General features: G+C 40.3%; 13 protein-coding genes. 2 read left to right on the top strand and 11 right to left on the bottom strand.

Features of this window, described 5'->3' with window-relative positions; all coding sequences use genetic code 11:
• Positions 1-51 precede the first annotated feature (51 nt).
• From AAFF35_RS10190 to AAFF35_RS10165, 6 genes are all read right to left on the bottom strand, one after another.
• Positions 52-891 (bottom strand): hypothetical protein, encoded by an 840-nt coding sequence (locus tag AAFF35_RS10190; protein ID WP_342332349.1) that lies wholly within the window; start codon positions 889-891, stop codon positions 52-54.
• A 1-nt stretch (position 892) separates the two neighbouring features.
• Positions 893-4,339 (bottom strand): DUF6443 domain-containing protein, encoded by a 3,447-nt coding sequence (locus tag AAFF35_RS10185; RefSeq protein ID WP_342332348.1) that lies wholly within the window; start codon positions 4,337-4,339, stop codon positions 893-895.
• 147 nt (positions 4,340-4,486) lie between these two features.
• On the bottom strand, positions 4,487-7,027 hold the full coding sequence (locus tag AAFF35_RS10180) for a hypothetical protein (RefSeq protein WP_342332347.1): 2,541 nt from the start codon (positions 7,025-7,027) through the stop codon (positions 4,487-4,489).
• 67 nt (positions 7,028-7,094) lie between these two features.
• A complete protein-coding gene (locus AAFF35_RS10175; RefSeq protein ID WP_342332346.1) occupies positions 7,095-8,291 on the bottom strand; it encodes a hypothetical protein in 1,197 nt (398 codons plus the stop codon).
• A 508-nt stretch (positions 8,292-8,799) separates the two neighbouring features.
• A complete protein-coding gene (locus tag AAFF35_RS10170; RefSeq protein WP_342332345.1) occupies positions 8,800-9,642 on the bottom strand; it encodes a DUF6266 family protein in 843 nt (280 codons plus the stop codon).
• Positions 9,643-9,927: 285 nt separating this feature from the next.
• Positions 9,928-10,143, bottom strand: coding sequence for a hypothetical protein (locus AAFF35_RS10165; protein ID WP_342332344.1), 216 nt, complete (start codon positions 10,141-10,143; stop codon positions 9,928-9,930).
• 274 nt (positions 10,144-10,417) lie between these two features.
• On the opposite strand from AAFF35_RS10165, the gene AAFF35_RS10160 reads away from it, so the two are divergent.
• The gene (locus AAFF35_RS10160) at positions 10,418-11,881 is read left to right on the top strand and encodes a hypothetical protein (RefSeq protein WP_342332343.1); all 1,464 of its coding nucleotides are present in this window, start codon (positions 10,418-10,420) and stop codon (positions 11,879-11,881) included.
• Positions 11,882-12,425: 544 nt separating this feature from the next.
• Positions 12,426-13,274: an HNH endonuclease signature motif containing protein gene (locus AAFF35_RS10155; protein WP_342332342.1), complete on the top strand. Its 849-nt coding sequence runs from the start codon at positions 12,426-12,428 to the stop codon at positions 13,272-13,274.
• 13 nt (positions 13,275-13,287) lie between these two features.
• Here the strand turns inward: AAFF35_RS10155 and AAFF35_RS10150 are convergent, their stop codons facing one another.
• From AAFF35_RS10150 to AAFF35_RS10130, 5 genes are all read right to left on the bottom strand, one after another.
• Complete coding sequence (locus AAFF35_RS10150; RefSeq protein ID WP_342332341.1) at positions 13,288-14,241, bottom strand: YihY/virulence factor BrkB family protein; 954 nt, start codon at positions 14,239-14,241, stop codon at positions 13,288-13,290.
• On the bottom strand, positions 14,228-14,605 hold the full coding sequence (locus AAFF35_RS10145; protein ID WP_342332340.1) for a hypothetical protein: 378 nt from the start codon (positions 14,603-14,605) through the stop codon (positions 14,228-14,230). The genes AAFF35_RS10150 and AAFF35_RS10145 overlap by 14 nt, the downstream gene beginning before the upstream one ends.
• A 96-nt stretch (positions 14,606-14,701) precedes the next feature.
• Complete coding sequence (locus tag AAFF35_RS10140) at positions 14,702-15,892, bottom strand: ABC transporter permease (RefSeq protein ID WP_342332339.1); 1,191 nt, start codon at positions 15,890-15,892, stop codon at positions 14,702-14,704.
• A 4-nt stretch (positions 15,893-15,896) separates the two neighbouring features.
• Positions 15,897-16,847, bottom strand: coding sequence for a biotin/lipoyl-binding protein (locus AAFF35_RS10135; protein WP_342332338.1), 951 nt, complete (start codon positions 16,845-16,847; stop codon positions 15,897-15,899).
• A gap of 9 nt (positions 16,848-16,856) precedes the next feature.
• Positions 16,857-18,245, bottom strand: coding sequence for a TolC family protein (locus AAFF35_RS10130; RefSeq protein ID WP_342332337.1), 1,389 nt, complete (start codon positions 18,243-18,245; stop codon positions 16,857-16,859).
• Positions 18,246-18,275: the final 30 nt, after the last annotated feature.

The raw sequence follows: 18,275 nt of genomic DNA, 5'->3' as shown, positions 1-18,275 counted from the left end.
GAACCTAGCCCCATAATCATACTGTCTTAATACTTTAGGGGGCCTTAGTGGTTAATATTTTCGCAATATGTTGCAAAAAGTACTATCAACTAATTTCCATGCGGGTAAAGACCCTGTACTATCCACAATAAACTTTAAATCTAATTTTATTTTCTTTCTTTCTTTACCATCTTCTCTTCCACGACCTGTTTCCAATCCCTCACAATAGATTAATGCATCCCCTGTAAAACGTAAATCTAATAAGCCGTCATTGTTAACATCCTTGTTTTCGAAATTTAAAGTAAACGGATTATAACTAACACAATCAGTGCTATTGTTTTCAACTGGAATCCCATTTTCACAAAATATATCAGAGTTGGTATTTAAAACAAGTTTAAAAGTATCATTGTTAAAAGCATAAATTTGATAATAACCTTTTGATTTTATCTTAAATAATCCAGATAAATACCCCTGCTCTTCATCTGCGCGTAATCTTACAATATTGTAATTGTCCATAAAGAAAAGACTTGCTTCGCCTCTATCTTCATTAAATACAATATAAAATGTTTTATATAAAGTCTCTGGTAAAGATGCGGAAAATTGACCTATAAACATTCTTGAATTCCCATAGTTTTTTAATGCCAATGAACCTCGCGCGTAAACAGTATCTATTTCATCGCTGTTTACGCTATCAAGATCTTTGGAAAAACGAGAAGCTATCCAGTTTTTTAATTCATTAAATCCAATGTCCCTTTTTTTAAGCAACTTTATCTCATTATTATTGAGTTTATAAGGCACAACTACTTCTGGGTATTTAGATGACAACTCCAGACTGTCCTTTTTATTACCCCTACTGCAACTCGTACAAAGAAACAATATAACAACTGATATAAATATTAATGTTTTACTCATCTTAATAGTTTGATTGATTTGCGGGCGTGATTGAATTGTACTTTCTCTTAACTTGTTGATCATAATTTTCTACACCTCCTCCATTGTATCTTTTTATTGCGTCCCACCAATTCCCTCCATTTCCGGTACGCCAATTCATGGTGCCTTTTTTATCTGATCCCATTCCTTTCATGAATAACCAGTTTAAACCTGCGCCAACACTTTTATCAGGTGTCATTGTTTCTCCTTTGGTCAAGCCTATTCTACTTTTTACATCTGTCCAATCCCCTTTCACATTGACCTGCATTATATCGGTTTTACCTGTCCCCGTAGCTCCGTCAAGATTCCCCGAATTACTTTCTTGAATTGCCATTGCTTTAACAGTATTCACATCTAATTTCCCTGGTAAATCAGAACCTATTTCATGATTATCTGAAGGAGTTGGCAAGTCAGATTTTCCAGCTAAATCTTTATTAAACAAAAAAGTATTTGCTGCTATTGCATAATCATTTTTTTGGAATTTAGGATCTTCGTATCCTTTTACTACTCCTGGCATAGGTGCCTGAGCATAACTGTAAAAAGATTGTCCTTTTTCTCCATATTTTGAATTAAGCCCTGTTGCAACCAAAGTTCTAAACTCTGTATTTGACTGCCTACGCCCAATTTCTTTACCATTCATGTCAAACCAAACAATATCTTGTGGCCCCATTCCGTCAGGATCAATAAAACGTATCGGATTATTGAAACCATAATTATATGGCGAATGTCTTCTCATTTGCTCAGCAAGCGGATCCACCACATTCCACCTACCTATCACCGGATCATAGAATCTTGCTCCATAATCGTACATCTTCTCCTGATCCTGCTTCTCTTTTCCGTTGTACTGGTACTTATTCTCCGTACCTGAAAGTGTACCCTGCATATCCAGTCCAAAAGGATAATAATTCGTCTCCTGAATCTTTCTTGCAATACCTGCATTGATATCAAAGTACAATCTGCCATTTCCCAAATGGTCTTCCAAGGTATATTCGTAACTGTAACTTATTGCACTATTCCTCACTACCCTACCTTCAGCAGTCTGAAGGTATTTCAATACCCCATTCTCATATTGGATACCACCAATATACTCATTCGAAATTCCGGTACCAACTGTTTTACGCAATTTTACACCTGCTGCATCATAAGTATAGTTAATCACATTCCCACCTGCAGTCATTGTTGCCGGAAGGTTCAGCAGATTATAAGAGATGGTCGCAATATTGTTTCCTGTATTTAACGTGTTCGTTCTGGAAGTCATATTACCATTGACATCATACCCATAGGCAGTCGTCCCTTCAAGCTGATGGAGTGCATAAACGGCCTGACTGCTATCCACCACTGAAGTCAACCTGTTTCCACTGTAATTATACTTCAGCTGATCAGTCAAAATATTGGCATTGTAACGTTGCATCCCCTGGATATTGCCCATCACATCATACATGATTGACTTTTCGTGGTTATTATCACTGCTCAATCCCGATTTCAGTCTGTTCAACCCGTCATAGCGATAATTATAAAACTTCCCTGTTCCCCATTCCTGACGGCTGATATTCCCGTTATATTGGGAGGTTACCCCTGTTATCACATCCTCATATTTTAGGTTCTGGCTGAACAGTGGAGCACTCTGACTTTTCAGCCAGCCTCGTGAATTGTACGCATAGGTAACTGTCTGGGCAAAAGCGGGTGTCAACAGATTAATACTGTGCAGGTTTTTGCTCATCAGCTGGCCCACTTCATTGTAGTTATTTCTACTCAGCAAGATCTCTGCATTCGCCGTGGCAGCATTATCCCCGGTTTTCTGGTAAGTATCTTTTAGCCTGCCCACCTGATCATAAGTAAACCGGTTCGCTACATAAAGCTGTTCTGCCCCGTTTACATAATGCCTTCGTATATTGGTTAAGACCTCTCCGGGAAAACTGTAGGTCGTACTTACATCATCATAATTGCCCACTACAAGCGTTCCACCCTTGTAGTGCTGCTGGATACTCCTCACAATCTGGGCTTTGTTATCGTAATAGTTTACTTTCCACAGCATATGAGTAGTTCCAAGCACATTCGTCAGGCTGACAGTTGGAAGGCCTTTGATCATACTGCTATAAACGGAGGAAACATTATAGGGTGCAACCGCTGGGAGGCCTGGAACAGCATAATTATCGTAAAAATTATAGGTAAGAGCCGTTGAAACACCACTTTGAGGCCAGCTTCGGACGGTATAACCATTGCCTGTAGCTACCCGAAGCTCCCAAAATAGCGTCTGATTTTCCAGGACGATCTGCAAAGCATCCCGATAAGGCGTGTTTGCTGTACTTGAGGGATGTGTATAAATTCCGGTCAATACAACCCTTCCAAGTCCGTCATATTTGGTTATCGTCCATTCCTGAGGAGCCTTCGCCCTTTGCAGGGCATCCTGGTTTCCCACCACCTGGTCCAGTTTATTGTACAATAAATATTCCCAACCTTTTCCGGGAAGCTTCTTTTCAGTCAGCCTTTTTTTATCATCATAATGATAAGCATAGATGAACTGGTTAAACGGAACATCCGTAACCGCTTCAGTAAATGCGTTTACAGTTACCGCTGGCGGAACAACATAACGTAGGTTTCCAAAATCATCATACACATAATAGGTAGAGAGCGAAACTGCTTCCGTTTCCCATATTCTTTTCAATACCACACGGCCATCAAAATCCTTGAACTCTTCTACAGTTCCGGTTTTCCCACTGACCCAATTTTCGTCTTTACTGATGGTTTTATAGAGTTTCCCTGGCAAATAAACGCCAGTTCCACTGGCACCGCTTGCGGCAACCACCCATAGTTTCACTTCATTGGCAATATTCGCCGAGTAATTGACTACGGCAGTTCTTCCTCCGGTAGCCGTCCGCGTTGCAGCAGGCTGCCATACTGCACCTGGCGCACCTTGTTCCAGTACCCGGTTTAAAGGGGAAGCTTCAAACACTGTTTTTGAAAATGCGCTATTATTGGGAATTATCGTTACTCCGGGTGCCGCCCAGCCTGCCGGGTTGGTCGGATCAGTATAGAATGCATTCTGGTCTGTTATTGCTGAGGCCTTATAGCTGCCATTACTGCTTGCTACGGTTCCTGAATAAGGCAGATATTTCTTTTCTTCCCGCCCAAATGCATCATATGCAACCGGAGTAATCAGATCTCTTAACAGCGGACTGGCCTTCCACTGCACCGTTTGTAAAGGCCTTCCGAGGCCATCAAAGTATTGGATCGTACGGTTCACCTGTCCGACAGGTAATCCGGTCAGCTGACTTTCCAGGGTTTTTCCTGGCACCCTTACCTGACTTTCCATCACGTAATTCTGGTTAATGCTGGGAACCTGACTTAGTGCAGGTTCCAGCGACAATAAAGCGATACAGCTTAACAGGAGTTTAATATATGGTATCTGAAATCTAAAATTCTTCTTCATCCTAAAGGGCGCCTAACGTTTATAATTATATTGGTAACACTTAGTATTTACTGATTCTTATCTTTGCCACTTTTTTTTAAAGCGACAATTCTATATTTTCTTTAAAAAAAGAAGCCACTATATTTAGCGGATCGAATTCTTAACAGATCAATTTCTAGGTTGTGACATCCTTGCAAATTCGGAATACAATTCTAAATTTATAAATGTAGAATTTGTAAGATCAACATTATTAGAACTATATGTTGTTGATCCATTATTATCTAAAACTATACTGCTATTTAAGAAGTTACCAACCAAAGACACCCACCCACTAACTGGCATTGTAAACTCGAATGTATAAATCCCTTTCGGAATTTTTTGACCTGCCTGAAGTGCGGCGGTATTAAAGTCGTACAATACCGTACCAGAGCCATTCTTAATTTTCAATCCGTTAATCCGTCCCCCAGAGGTAGTAAAATTAGAATAAGTCAGAGGTATAAGAACAACCGTTCCGACCGGACAATCAGTCTGTTGTCCAGCATAATTGTAGCAGAGATGCTTAATAATATTCCCATCCTCATCCTTGACAATTGCTAATCGCTGAAAATTATCGTATTCATAATATTCGGTGTTTCCCCTGATATCAGTACTGCTGGATAAATTCTCAATGCTGTTATAGGTCATTGTTTTCATCTGGGCATCTACGGGATAAAGCCTCAATTCATCGATCGACCAAGATCCACTATTGCTGATAGAAACCGAAGTTACACCTGAAACTTCGTGTAAATACAATGACCATCCTTTAACAGTTTTCACTTTAATCGGGTACCCAGCCAAGGTTCCTGTAATCGTATACGATGTAGCATTATTAGTCCAGTAAGAGACCATATATGTTGCATTGGAACGTAGCCCTGATTTCGTTATAGCGCCACTAACCGGCTGGTAGCTATACTGACCTGTTGGGGTAAAAGAACCTGTTGTTGTACCCACTCCGGCATAACTCCAGCCTCCTTTACTAAACGGTTCGAAACTGGTATAAGCCACATCAGTTCGAATTGAATTATTCACTTCAGCAATAGGTCGTGAGCCACGATCATTCCATATGTAGGAAATATGCGGTCCATTTTCCTCTGATAGATCAATAGGATTACCAGCTCTATCATAATCAAAAAAGCGCAATTTATTATTTAAACTACCGGTACCTACTTTAAATTTGACAAGCTCAGGCTTAATCACCGTTTTATCGCTAAACCAATCTTTAAAGTCTGTTTTTATATAAGAAACTGGACTAACTGTTGCACCGACAGTTTTCACTACTGTTTGCTCAACTACCGGATTTAGCATATTCTTTAAAACCATGTCCGTATATGGAGCAACAGCATAATTTTCCGGATAGGTCAAAGAGGTCACGTTATTAGAACCGTCACTGCTACTACTTGTAATCTTTATTTTCTTAGTATAGTCTGTGTTGTAGGTAAAGCTCTCTAAACCTGTTACCGGATTTAGTCCGGCCTCATCATAGGTCTTTGTCGTTGTGTTTTTTAAATAAACGACACCACTATTATAGGTATAACCGCCGATAGAATACCCGGAAAGTTTATCCGTAGTAGATGGCATTGTCGCGTCACCGGCACCATTATAATCCCAGCTACGTTTGACAGTATGATTGGTAATGTTTGCCAGTTGCCAATTGATCTCGTATTCGTTTAAGATGTCCTTAACCGGTATAAACTTTGAAGCATTTTTTCTAAAATAATAAGTCGCTTTTTCAATGCCGTTCAGATCGGGAGACTCACTAACCGGATTATTGAATGACGGTATATTTAAAAAATTTATTATTCCGGTATTGCCGCTTACCGCATAAAATTCATGCATGATACCTCCATTGAGGAAGTCCTTATCGTTGCTTTCTAAAACGTATTTATAGGCTACCGGAGATCCACTAAAGTTAGGATAGGACCTTGATGATGCATTGATTCCAATTGCAGATGGACAAGTGATAAGTGAGTTCCCCATTCCTACTCCCGCACAAAATCCCCCCAGTGCCACACCAGATTCAATATTTGGCCGGCCAATGTCACCGATTCCGGAAGACACATCAGGTTTATCCATGGATGCATATTTAAAGTATCGGAAAGTTGACTTTTGACTTTCGGGGTCAAATGATCTAATATTCGATACACGAATGCCACAGCCAGGTTTATTTACATTAAATGTTGTTTCAACCGGATCATATTTAAAAAACACAAATGCATGTGGCGTCCTTCCATAGACTGTTATTCTGAACTGGTATTTTATTCCCGCAGTTAAGACTGCAACAATTGGCGTAACACCATAATTAAAAAAATCTCTCTTTAGCCATAGCATTTGATCATTTGTAACATCCCAGAGTTGTATTTCTGCAAGTTGTCTGTTACTTGGTGGATTATAGTCAGGATCAGAAGGAGATGGTGCTCCAGGGCTAAGCCCAACTGTAAACTGTCCAGATACGGTTTGAGTTTGGGTTGGGGTAAAATCACTGGTTACAGTTGCTGGGGTATTTCTACCGGTCCCTGTTCCAAGCAAATTAAAGTGTGTCCAAACTATTTCGGTCACACTGGTGCTAATGGTGTGAGGCTCATAAAAATATTCTTCACTTCCACCCGTTGGATAGGTAACCTTCTGCAATGCACCAACAGTTGAAAATGAAGGATTTCTGTCTGCCCCCAACGCTCCATTAACATATTGTTCGTAATTTGGAATCTTAGGAAAGAAATTCGTGCTATTACCTGCGTTATTAAAGTAACCAAAATAATCCTGAGAGAGAGGTTTGATCAGGAACAGCTGTTGGATTGTTATATTCGAATAGATGCGTTAACCTTCCCACTGTCCCCCCCTCGCTTTCCTGTGTATACATCTTTGTAAGAAAGAACTTCTTATTCACTTCCGTTGAACTGTGCGTGACATCTAAATATTCAAATACATACATTTTTTGATCGTTAGCTGAGATGCTTGTTAATCTGACATCACCACTTAAATCTGGCCTTTCTTCGTAGGTGAAGTTTACATTTTGATTATTTGAGGTTTGTATGGAGGTGAGATAAAAGCTACCATATGAAATTTTATTATAAGTAACCTGCCCCATCACAGGGTTACAAACTCCGCATGGGCTCCCGGTAGCATTTTGCGGAGTTTGAAGTGTGACAAATTGTGAGGGACCTAAATTTGCTTCGAAACTAACACCACTATAATTAAAGGAAACCTCCTGTCCTTCGGGAGTTTGTATTTTAGTTAAAAACCATGTGGTTGCCTGCACATTAAACTTCGGTGACATGCCATTTAACACCACACTAGTGGTTCTTTCTATAATATCATTTTGACCAAAAAAATATTTAATGCCATCCTCATCAGTTACCGTAAAAGTTGAAATTTCACTAAGTAAACCACCAGTTCTTTCAATTTTAATTTTCGAATGGTCGATTAATCGTGGATTTCCAGTTTTATCAAAGAAGAATTTCCCGGACAATCCTGCTACGTTAATCGAATAAATATCATATTCTGTATCATACCCGTATTTAAGTGCTGTTTTAAGATAAAGGAGATAATCAGTATCACTAATCGGTGCATCAAAATTAGGTGGCGATAGAAAGCTGCTTTTTTCATCTGGCTCATCATGAACAGTCCGGCTAATGCTGCCGCCAGCCAGAACATTCCAACCTAAACCTGCACGGCCCGGAATATCGTTAACTTTGATACCATTGTTTGAATAATTCAAACTAATATTTGTCTTGATATTTCCAGTCTGCAAAGTATATAACGGAACCTGGACATTTGAAGCTCCGGTAAACATTTGTGTTGATGCCTGCATAAATCTTGAAAGTTCTGCCACTTCAGGTGAAGGAGGAACTAATATTGGAAGCTTCGTTGTTGGCATTACTTGGGCCCCACAATAGATTGAGAATGATGTGAGCAAACAGGCAAAAAGAAATTTCATAATTATGTTAGGTGAGGAATAATTTATATCAAAGAATATGATCGTGAGAGGAACTAAAAAGATAACATTACCTTAGACTAGGTATTCTTTTTAATCAATACAATTGGACAAAAATGAGGTTGGTATGGACTGCAGGTAATCTCCTGTATTTGGAAAACGGGCAATACAGGTCATTATTGACAAGTTCACCATTGAGCGCTAATTCTAAAATCATATGATTGGGAGTGTTTCAAAACCATTTGGCCTTGCATCTACAAGATATAAAAAAAATAATCAACTCCGCAAACAAAACCAAAAACCAACTACCTAAAGAATCGATAAAAGTTAATTGATACAAAAAAAATAAAAAAAATTTCCTACTAAAAGCACGGAACATGGATACGACCGTTGGTTATAATCCAGGGACTTGAACCTTTGTGATTTTAAAAAAAAAGCCCATACCTCTCCCAAGGAATGTAATAACGAACTCATTTCCTTTAGAATAACTCTTCCATTAACCACATATTCATCAACTGGGTTTCCCGGGAAGATTATCCAGCTTGCTCTTTAATGCCAGATACTCTGTTTCCAGATTCCGGAAAGCCTTGGTTACGACAATTGCATTGCCACTAAGCCCAATATGTGCTAAATAACTGGCTGCAACCTGATCAAACCTCGTTTTCAAGTCCTCATACTTTTTCTTTTGATGTCGCTCTTCTGCTGTTTCTGCTTCACCATTCAGATTTCCAAAATATACACTATTGGAAATCGCCTTGCCATCAGCAGATTTAAAACACATATAAACCTCTATAGGCTGCTCATAAAGCGCTCCCGACAACGCGATGAAGTATTTACCATTTTCTCTTTTTGCGGCATTCAGGTAGCTCGAAGCCTGTTCAAGGCCTGGATAACAGAGTAAAACCATAGCGATATCGTCCCCGTGATTTCCAGTCTCCAGGGGACTAGGATCCCAGCTAAGTTCCAATCCGGCCTCTGTTTTGATCAACTTCGTGTCTCTGGGTGCGGATAAGCTTCCCTGACTAACCATTGCTTTGCTGTAATCTATTTTAAGGTTCGGATACTCCCCTTTCAACGCAAACTTCTTATTGTAAGAGGTCGCCAGGTTATGAGGATTTTTGACCGTACCCCTCGCCTCCAGCTCAAAGCCTGCGTTAATAAACTTCAGGACGCCTTCGGGTCTTGAAAAGCCCATTGTCACCGCCATAGCCTGACAATTGACCAATTGTTTCTGACTTGACTTAGTCCTTCTGCCCACCATACGTGTAACAGGCTGCCCCTTTAACATGTAATGGACCAGTTTTCCGATTTTTCCATTCGGATGGCCATATGGGCCATATTTAGATATTGCCATAACCAAAGTGTTAATTAATTTAATTTAAGATACGAATTAATTATAACAATACTGTATTTCAGCTATAAATCCGGTTTATTTCCACTGAAGCCCTGCTTCCAATGCGGCTACCTTTATATGTGCCTAAATAAAGAAGCAACAGTCCTTGAATTTGCCTTTGGAGCGGCTTAAGGCCTGATAAGGCCCTATAAACCCCTAACAGATGGTTAAGTATAACTCTAGTATACGTAACCACAAATCGACAGCATCTTCCAAAGAACATTTTCTTAACCCCAACAAACAACACTAGCACAAAAAGCTCCCATCCTTGGAAGTGATCACTACAGCTTTAGTATTTTTAATTTTTAAGGAAGCATCGGGAAGGGCATATCTTTTTTCGTCAAGAATCTTCCCCCTGATCAAAGGGATTTTTAGCAGTTTCGGCTTTGTGGGCTCTTGTGCTTTCAGCGTAAAATTCAGGCACAGCACAGCCATTGTGATAGTTAGAATCGTTTTTTGCATCTAGTTAAAAAGGTTTATGATGATTTTGCTTCTTTACACAATTGCATTCTGAGATAAGACTATTTCATCCGATGTACCTGTCGAAACTAAATACTATTGAGATCAAAATGGCAAAAATCAAACGTGGAACGATACACCCTTTTGAATGTATTTTACATTACGATTTAATTAACAAATAGTCTGAGAATTGACATATAAATATTTACAGAGATAATCAAAGAAAATCTGAAAAACATATTCTATAAATTACCGTCATATTATAACATAATTGAATATGAAGAAAACAAACATTTTTATTAAATTTCTTTGCATTGCGATGATCAGCACATTTGCAATTTCCTGTAAGAAGGAGAAAGAACAAATTCCAGGCTCCAAAACGGCAGCAAAGAGCGCAAATGAACTCAGCGTGGCAAATGATGCCAGTGTTCCACAGGTTACGATCATTCCTTTGCAACGTGGTGAAAGTGCACAAATGAAGGAAAAGAACAGCTTTTTTCAGTGTCCGACCAATACTGTCATGACCGGACGCTGGCATGCCGGAGATGAAAACGGACAAACAAAATATCAATACGCCAGCCTTCAGGCAATTGATAACACAGGGCAACCAATAGAGGCAACGATTACTGTAGAAGATGGAATCTGGAGCAATTGGTTCAAAGAATCATCCGGTGCAGGATTTACGGCTTCGGCAGGAAGAGTAATCATCGGCAGAGAACATCAGGGTGACGAAAACGGAAATACGCGTTACTTAACAGGAGTAGTTAAATTTAACGGAAAGCCTACACAGATCACAAATGTGGTTAACGCCGGCCCTTTTAAAGAATCCAGCGGCATTTTCTATACCACAAATCCTCAACAAGTCATCATTAGCCGGATTCACCAAAAAGATGAAAACGGAAACACTACCTATCAGGCAGGTACGATCGTTTTCAATTATCAGAATCCAAATGCAAATTCCTTTCGGGTAGTAGTTAGATTACACCCAACGGAGGAGTACTTCCCAATGAATCCTCTCGATTTTATAAAAAAATCCAGGTTCAGACACATGGTAGGTCTGGGATCTGACGGTGGTTACGACAAAACTTTGCCCGGATGGCGCAACAGTAATAATGACCATACCCCTCAGTTTTATGATATTCCTGTATCAACCATAAACAGTTATGCCTTACAGGATGGAAAGAACAGACGCCCGAGAGACGATAATAAAGGAGACTTCAATGTTTTTTTAGAGCCTGATGATAATTTAACAGGTGATTCCAATCCGAACAATAATGTAGCATCCTATGTCTATGAATTGAATGACGGAAGGAAGCAATTCTGGTTATTCTACGGCTATAATTACTGGAACTTTGCAGGAATCAGCCAGTCGCATCAGGGAGATTGGGAAAGTGTTACCTTACAGGTGATCGACAACAACATTACCGGCGCTTGGTTAAGTGCTCATGGAAATGACACTTACTATCCCAGAAGCGAGTTGATTGTCGAAAATACAGGAAATGTTCAGACGCTTTATGTTTACAGCGCAAGAGGCTCTCACGCACATTACAGCAGCCCAGGCGACTATCATATTTTAAACAAAGACCATGCTGCTGATGGTGGATACCAATGGGTTGTAAGTGATAAAACAGAAAATTTAGAATCTCAGCCCTGGAGAGACTACGCCGGAGCGTGGGGAGAAGTTGGAGAACAGGTTTCAACGACTGGCCCATTAGGTCCATGGTACAAAAGAATCAAATAGACCTGATACCAATAGTGCTGTGGCAACAACTGATATCGGAAAACCACAACCACACTTTAAAAAGATCACCGGTTTCTTAAGTTAAGAGGCCGCTGATCTTTTTAACTCCCCAGCATTATACAATTGAGTAGAATGTTTCAATTTAAAGGCTTTGACGACGAAAATCAGACGTCACCTAATCTAAAGTCAAATAAAATCGATAAGTCTTTTAATAACCTTGTTAGGCTGTAGAAAAAAATCTAGAGAGAGTGATTTAAGGTAGCAATAAAATGCACATTACTTTTGCACAACTAATGGTTATTATACGATGTCAGAGAGAGTATGCAAAACCCACTTGCATAGCCAATCAATTGAAAAACATAGTATAAGTCTTGGATTCAAATCAAGATTTAACTCTGAAAAGGCGTCTTAATTACCAACGCTATAATTCATTTCTTTAGTTACAAAATAAAAAATATCGATATTAGAGATCAATATCTTGGTTTCTTTTACATATCTTTAGATTACAGATAACAAATCCGAATCATAATCGACCACTTGTAGAATGTTTACTTTTAAAATTGATAATGAATATTTCAGAGAAAGTTTACTTGATTACGTGGGAAGCAAACAAGGTCAATCAGGAATTCTTTGGGGGCCAAAAGAATCGCAATGTGTAATTATAACTTCTGGAGGTAAACACGGAAAAAAGGCAGGTTATCAAGACAAGAAAAACCCAGACGGTACCTGGTGTTATATTGGACAGGGATCAAAAGGAGATCAAAATCCATACAACTACGCCAACGGATTATTAACAAATGGTAATAGAAATGTATTGTTGTTTAGTACAAGAGAGCCAACGACGCTTGAAGCAAAAGCTAGAGGTAACAATAAAAAGAATTACAAGTTTGAAGGTATATTTGATGTTATTTCTTGGGATCTAAAAACAGCCACAGAAGGAGATCGCGTAGGTGATAAGTTGGTGGTTTTTCATCTAATACCATCAAACAATATATTCAATAATTTTGAGATAGAAGCATCAAAACAGTTAGAGAAAAGAGTAACACTAGCTGATTTAGAGGAACGGATTGGAAATAAAAGGAGTTCACCAAATAAAACAAGATTAACAGTCCAAGAGTATAGAGAAAGGAGTTCCCTAATAAAAACCTATGCCCTATTAAGAGCGAATGGAGTCTGCGAATTTTGCAATAAACCGGGACCATTTATAACTGAATTCGGCATTCCGTTTCTAGAAGTTCACCATATTTTCAGATTAGCAGATGACGGTCCAGATTCACCAGAAAATGTTGCAGCCCTATGTCCAAACTGTCATCGAGAAGCACATTTTGGAAAAAACAAGACTCTACTTAGAGATGCACTCCACAGTAAAATTGTGAGAGCGCTCATGCATTAAGGATCACTTGTCCTTATAACGTTTCTTTATCATTTTCCTGAATCGAAGCTTTACCGGTTTCTATTTCCACCTCTTTTGTGGTCACTGCATATTTGGAGGGATAAATTTCTGATCCATACACCACAGCATAAGCCTTCGTAAATTCAGCACCAAAATACAAGATAATGGAAGAGTAATAAGTCCAGAGCAACAAAACCACCAGTGATCCCGTAGCACCATACGTGCTGCCGATATTGCTCTTTCCGATATAAAAGGATATCGCGAATTTTCCGATCATAAAAAGCAAAGCAGTAACCACTGATCCAAGGATTACATCCTTCCATTTGATGATGGCATCTGGAAGGACTTTAAAAACCACCGCAAAAATCAACGATACGACAACCAGGGTCAAGAGCTGATTTAAGACATAAAAAACAATGACGGAAACTTCTGCAAAGTTAGCCTGAAGACGGGCATTAAACGCGTCTAATACTGCTGTTATGGCCAATGACACCAATAGGAGAAAACCCAGACTGATGATCACCGAAAAAGAAAGCACACGGTTCTGCAGGATCTTTAGCCAGTCGTTCTTTGGCTTCGGTTTCAATCCCCAGATCATATTGATAGAATCCTGAATATCGCCAAAGACAGTGGTCGCGCCAATGAGCAAAGTGATGATTCCAATGATGAAAGCTACGTTTCCCTTATCGCCTATCGCTGCCTTTTTTACCAGGTCCTGTAATTGTAGTGCCGTATCCTTGCCCAGAAACTCATTCAGCTGAGCGTAAACTTCACCCTGTGCAGCTTCCTGCCCTAAAAAGATCCCGCAAAGGGAAATGATCACCACCAGTAAAGGCGCCATAGAGAACACGGTATAATAAGCCAATGAGCCACTCAGCTTGAAAACCTTATGCTCAATCACTCCATTAACAGATCTCTTTAGGATATCCCATATCCCCTTTAATGTGATTTTCTTAGCAGTCTTCATCCGGATCCTCCTCATCACAATGCTTGTCAAAGTAGCGCTTGATGAAAAGATTGACGATCCTATTCTCTAAATTATCTTTTGTCCATAAGATCAGGAACGCGATAAAAGTCAGCAGCAAAGCCACAAAACCAAAACCTTTGGTAAAGCTTTGCAGCAATTCAGAAAGATAGAATGCCAGGGTAAAACAAGCGCCCAAAAATGCCATTAATATAAAAACGATCAGACTAAGGGTACTGATCACATCGCCCATAAGTTTCGATACTTTTTCTACCGCCAGTAGCTGGAGAGATTGCAGCCGGATATAAGCGTAATCCTTGACAAGATTCCATAAGGCATTTAAATCTGTAGGCTGTTCTGGCTGCATAAAACAAAGTATTTGTCTTTAAAACCCAATCAACAGAAGAATAGTTTTAGTAAAAGCGAATTTCGATGTTAGTTTAAGATCAGCAGCTTGCCGGTTTTATTGATCAGTGCTAACGTTCTCCCCTTTCCCGGCATTCTTTTTCATCTGGTAAATCTTGATCCGGACTGTGATTAAAGCCAATACCCCGTACACCAATATCAGTATACATAAATGCTGGATGGAAGGCATTACATCTGCCAGCGATCCTTGTTGAAAGAGCATCACTTTGTGGGCATTCAGGAATGGCGTGAGTGGCAATATTGAGGATAACCATTGTACACCGATCGGCATGGCTTCCAGTGGCCAGGAATAGCCTCCAATAATAAACGCAGGGGTAGCCAACAGCATCAGTACCTGAGTAGCCTTTAAAGCACTCGGCAGTAGTGCGCTAATAAACACCCCCAGAAAAGTGGTTGCCGCAATGAATAGCCCTGTGGTAACCGCATAGTTCATTAAAGGGCTTGGGATCGGAGCCCTGAAGATATGATGAAAAATATAGTAGATACCCAGTATAAAAACACTCATAATCCAGAAAGGAATCACCTTGATCAAAATCGCAGAAAAGGCATTTCCTGCACGGCCTAAAAATTCGGTTTCCAGGGTTTTATTCTCGTATTCCCTGGCAAAGCTTACGGCAAGTCCCAATAGCAAGACCTGCTGCAGCACAACAGCCAACACGCCCGGCCACATGTAAGTAAAGTAGTTACCCGTTTCATTATACAAGCGGATATAATTCACTTTAAAAGGTTCGTATTGCGTGGCTGCCTGCTCCGCACCCATTCCTTTTTTCTTTAATCCCTGCATGTTAATCCCGGCACTGAATGTGCCAAGCGTTGTCTGCACTCCTTGCGAAGCCATGTTTGCTGTTAGCAGGTTAGTGGTATTGATATAAGTATTGATTTCCGGATAGCGTTTTTGCAGGACTGATGCCTCAAATCTTTCGGGAATCACAACCGTAACTACCGCTTTCATTTGACGCATCGTTTCAGTCGTCCCATTATTGGTATTTTTAACACGGACTACCTGAAGCTTTTCATTTTCGCCAAGCATGTCAATTAGCTGGTTGCTGAGCGGCGTATTGTCCAGATCTACCACGATGATCGGCAGATGCTCTACTTTTCCTTTTTGATAAACAAAGCCGAAAAGCAAAGCATAAATAATCGGTGCCAGCAGAAATACAGATCGCAATGTGCTATCAGCAAAGAACAACCCAAATTCCCTTTTTATCAATGCAAAGAAGTTTTTCATATCATTACAGAATAATGGTCGCGTTGACTAATAATTTCTCTGCAGCTTGCTGATCATCCGGAATGATTTTCACCTCATAAACCCCTTCTTCCACATCATAGTTCGGATAAGCAGCAGTAATGTCTGCATAACGGGTCAGCTGTTTAACCGTCTGTATTTTACCTTTAAACTTTTCCTTATTATAAAGCACGGTAACTTCGATTGCGGCTCCTTTTTTGTAAGCAGCGATTTTACTTTCCGGAATGGTAAACCTGAAATAAGTTGTTTGAGGCAGATAACCATTAAACAAGGGATAGCCTGCCGTAGCCAGTTCTCCTACCCGGAGACTGATGGTCTCTACCTGCATATCGTTGGTCGCAATGATGTACCTTTCAGACAAGGCAACCTGCACCTCCTGTAATACACCTAATGCTTGTTCCGCCTGCCCCTGAGTAGCCGTTTGCGTTTCAGGACGTACTCCTTTTTCGGCTTCATTATATTCTGCATTTACTGCCGTCAGCTGCGCTTTGGCCCCATTATATTTAGCAGTAGCTTCGTCAAATGCCTGCGGGGTCATCATGCTATCGGCAAACATTGCTTTCGCCCTGCTGAAAGATTTCTCCGCAAATTTAAACTGCTCGGTGATTCCGGATTTCTTGGCCCGGAGTTGTTTCAACTGATTCGCTGTCGCCCCGTTTTTTGCCATATCGCGTTGCGCTCCGGCAGCCTTTACCGCTCCTTTTGCCTGGGATAATTTCGCATTGACCTCAGGTACATCCAGCATGGCCAAAGTGTCCCCTTCGTTTACAAAATCACCTTCTTTCACATAAATCTTTAACACACGCCCGGTTACCTTTGGCGCAAAGGCCAGGGTTTCGCGTTTAATCTTACCTTCTGTACTTTTTTCGGGCTTCGAACAGGCAGATACTGCCAGGATGAGTACAAATAATACGCTTTTGAATGAAGTGTTCATCATATGTTTCATTTATTGAATGGTAGAACGGTTTAGGCTACCGGTAGCTTTTAATAATTCTATGGCATTGCGGCGCTGGTTAAAAACGGCTTGAAGGTAATCAAGCGCAGCACCCTGGTAATCGCTTTCTGCACCGATCAAATCCGCTGCTTTGATCAATCCGGTTTTGAATTCCTTGCCTGCCTGTGTCAAGGCATTTTCTGCCATCTTCATTTGTTTTTGTTTGAGCACCAATTCTGAATTAGAATTATTGTAATCCGTTTGTGTCTTGATCAGGTTTAGTTTCAGCTTTTCCTCCGCTTCGGCTTTTTCATTTTCGGCTTTTTTCACCTCTATTCTCGCTTGCTGAACTTCTCTTTTACCTTTATTTCCATCAAAAATATCCCATTTAAAACCGACGCCAACGGTAAAGTTTGGTGCAACCTCTATCTTGTTCGTATGACTGCTAAACCTGCCAATTACGGGAAGATCATGTTTTCCTTTCATGTCCACATCGAACAGGTTTAGATAACCCAATGATGCCGCAGCCTGTACTTTCGGTTTCCACCAGGTTTGTGCCGCTTTCAGCTTAAAACCCTGCGCTTCTATGGCAGCGGAAAGGGCCGAAAATTCCGGTCTGTTTTCTATGGTATTTTGAGAACTTAGGGTCTGAATCGGAGAAAGGTCATTTTCTATCAACCCTAATCTTTCCAGGCTAATTCCCGTAAGCATTTCCAGTTGATGTAATAAAAGATTTCTTTTTCCTTCGTACTCCTGTATTTTAGAAGCAAGTGTAGCCTGTGCCACCTCCACTTTCTGATGTTCATATTTGGTAATCAACCCATAATTCAAAGCTTTATCAGCCGTTTTCTTATTGATGTCATAACGTTCCCGGCTTTTATCCAGCAGGAGTTTCACCTGCCTGAGCAAGGCGAGCTGATCGTAGGCTTTGGAAATTTCGGTAATGATCTGCTGGCGGTCCTTCTCCAGTAAAGCGGTCTGTGCCTTTGTTTTCGCATCTACTGCACTTTTAAGTGCGGATACTTTCCCTCCGGCATACAAGACACTGCTCAGACTGAGGTCTGCTTTAAAAAGATTCGCGCTGGAGGTGAACCCGGAATTGATTTCCGGAATACTGATCAGGTCGAATAAAGACGTCCCTGGTAATCCTAAATTAACGCCATTGGCAAGAAATGCATATTTACCGGATACTTCTGCATTAGGCAGGTATACTTCTGATAATTTCTTACGATCGATTTTAGAAAATTCTATATCCAGCCGCTTATTGGCAAGCATATGGTCCTTATTCACTGCACTATCAATCAGCTCCGTTAATCCCGGAGGACCAGATTGCTGTGCATGCAGAATTAAAGGAGAAGATCCGATAAAGAGTACAAAAATGTGTTTTAAAAAAGCTTTCATTACACAAGGATTTTATGAAGGGGCAAAGGT

The organism is Pedobacter sp. FW305-3-2-15-E-R2A2 (genome assembly GCF_038446955.1).
Taxonomy (GTDB): domain Bacteria; phylum Bacteroidota; class Bacteroidia; order Sphingobacteriales; family Sphingobacteriaceae; genus Pedobacter.
This window is presented reverse-complemented; position numbering and strand designations above follow the sequence as displayed.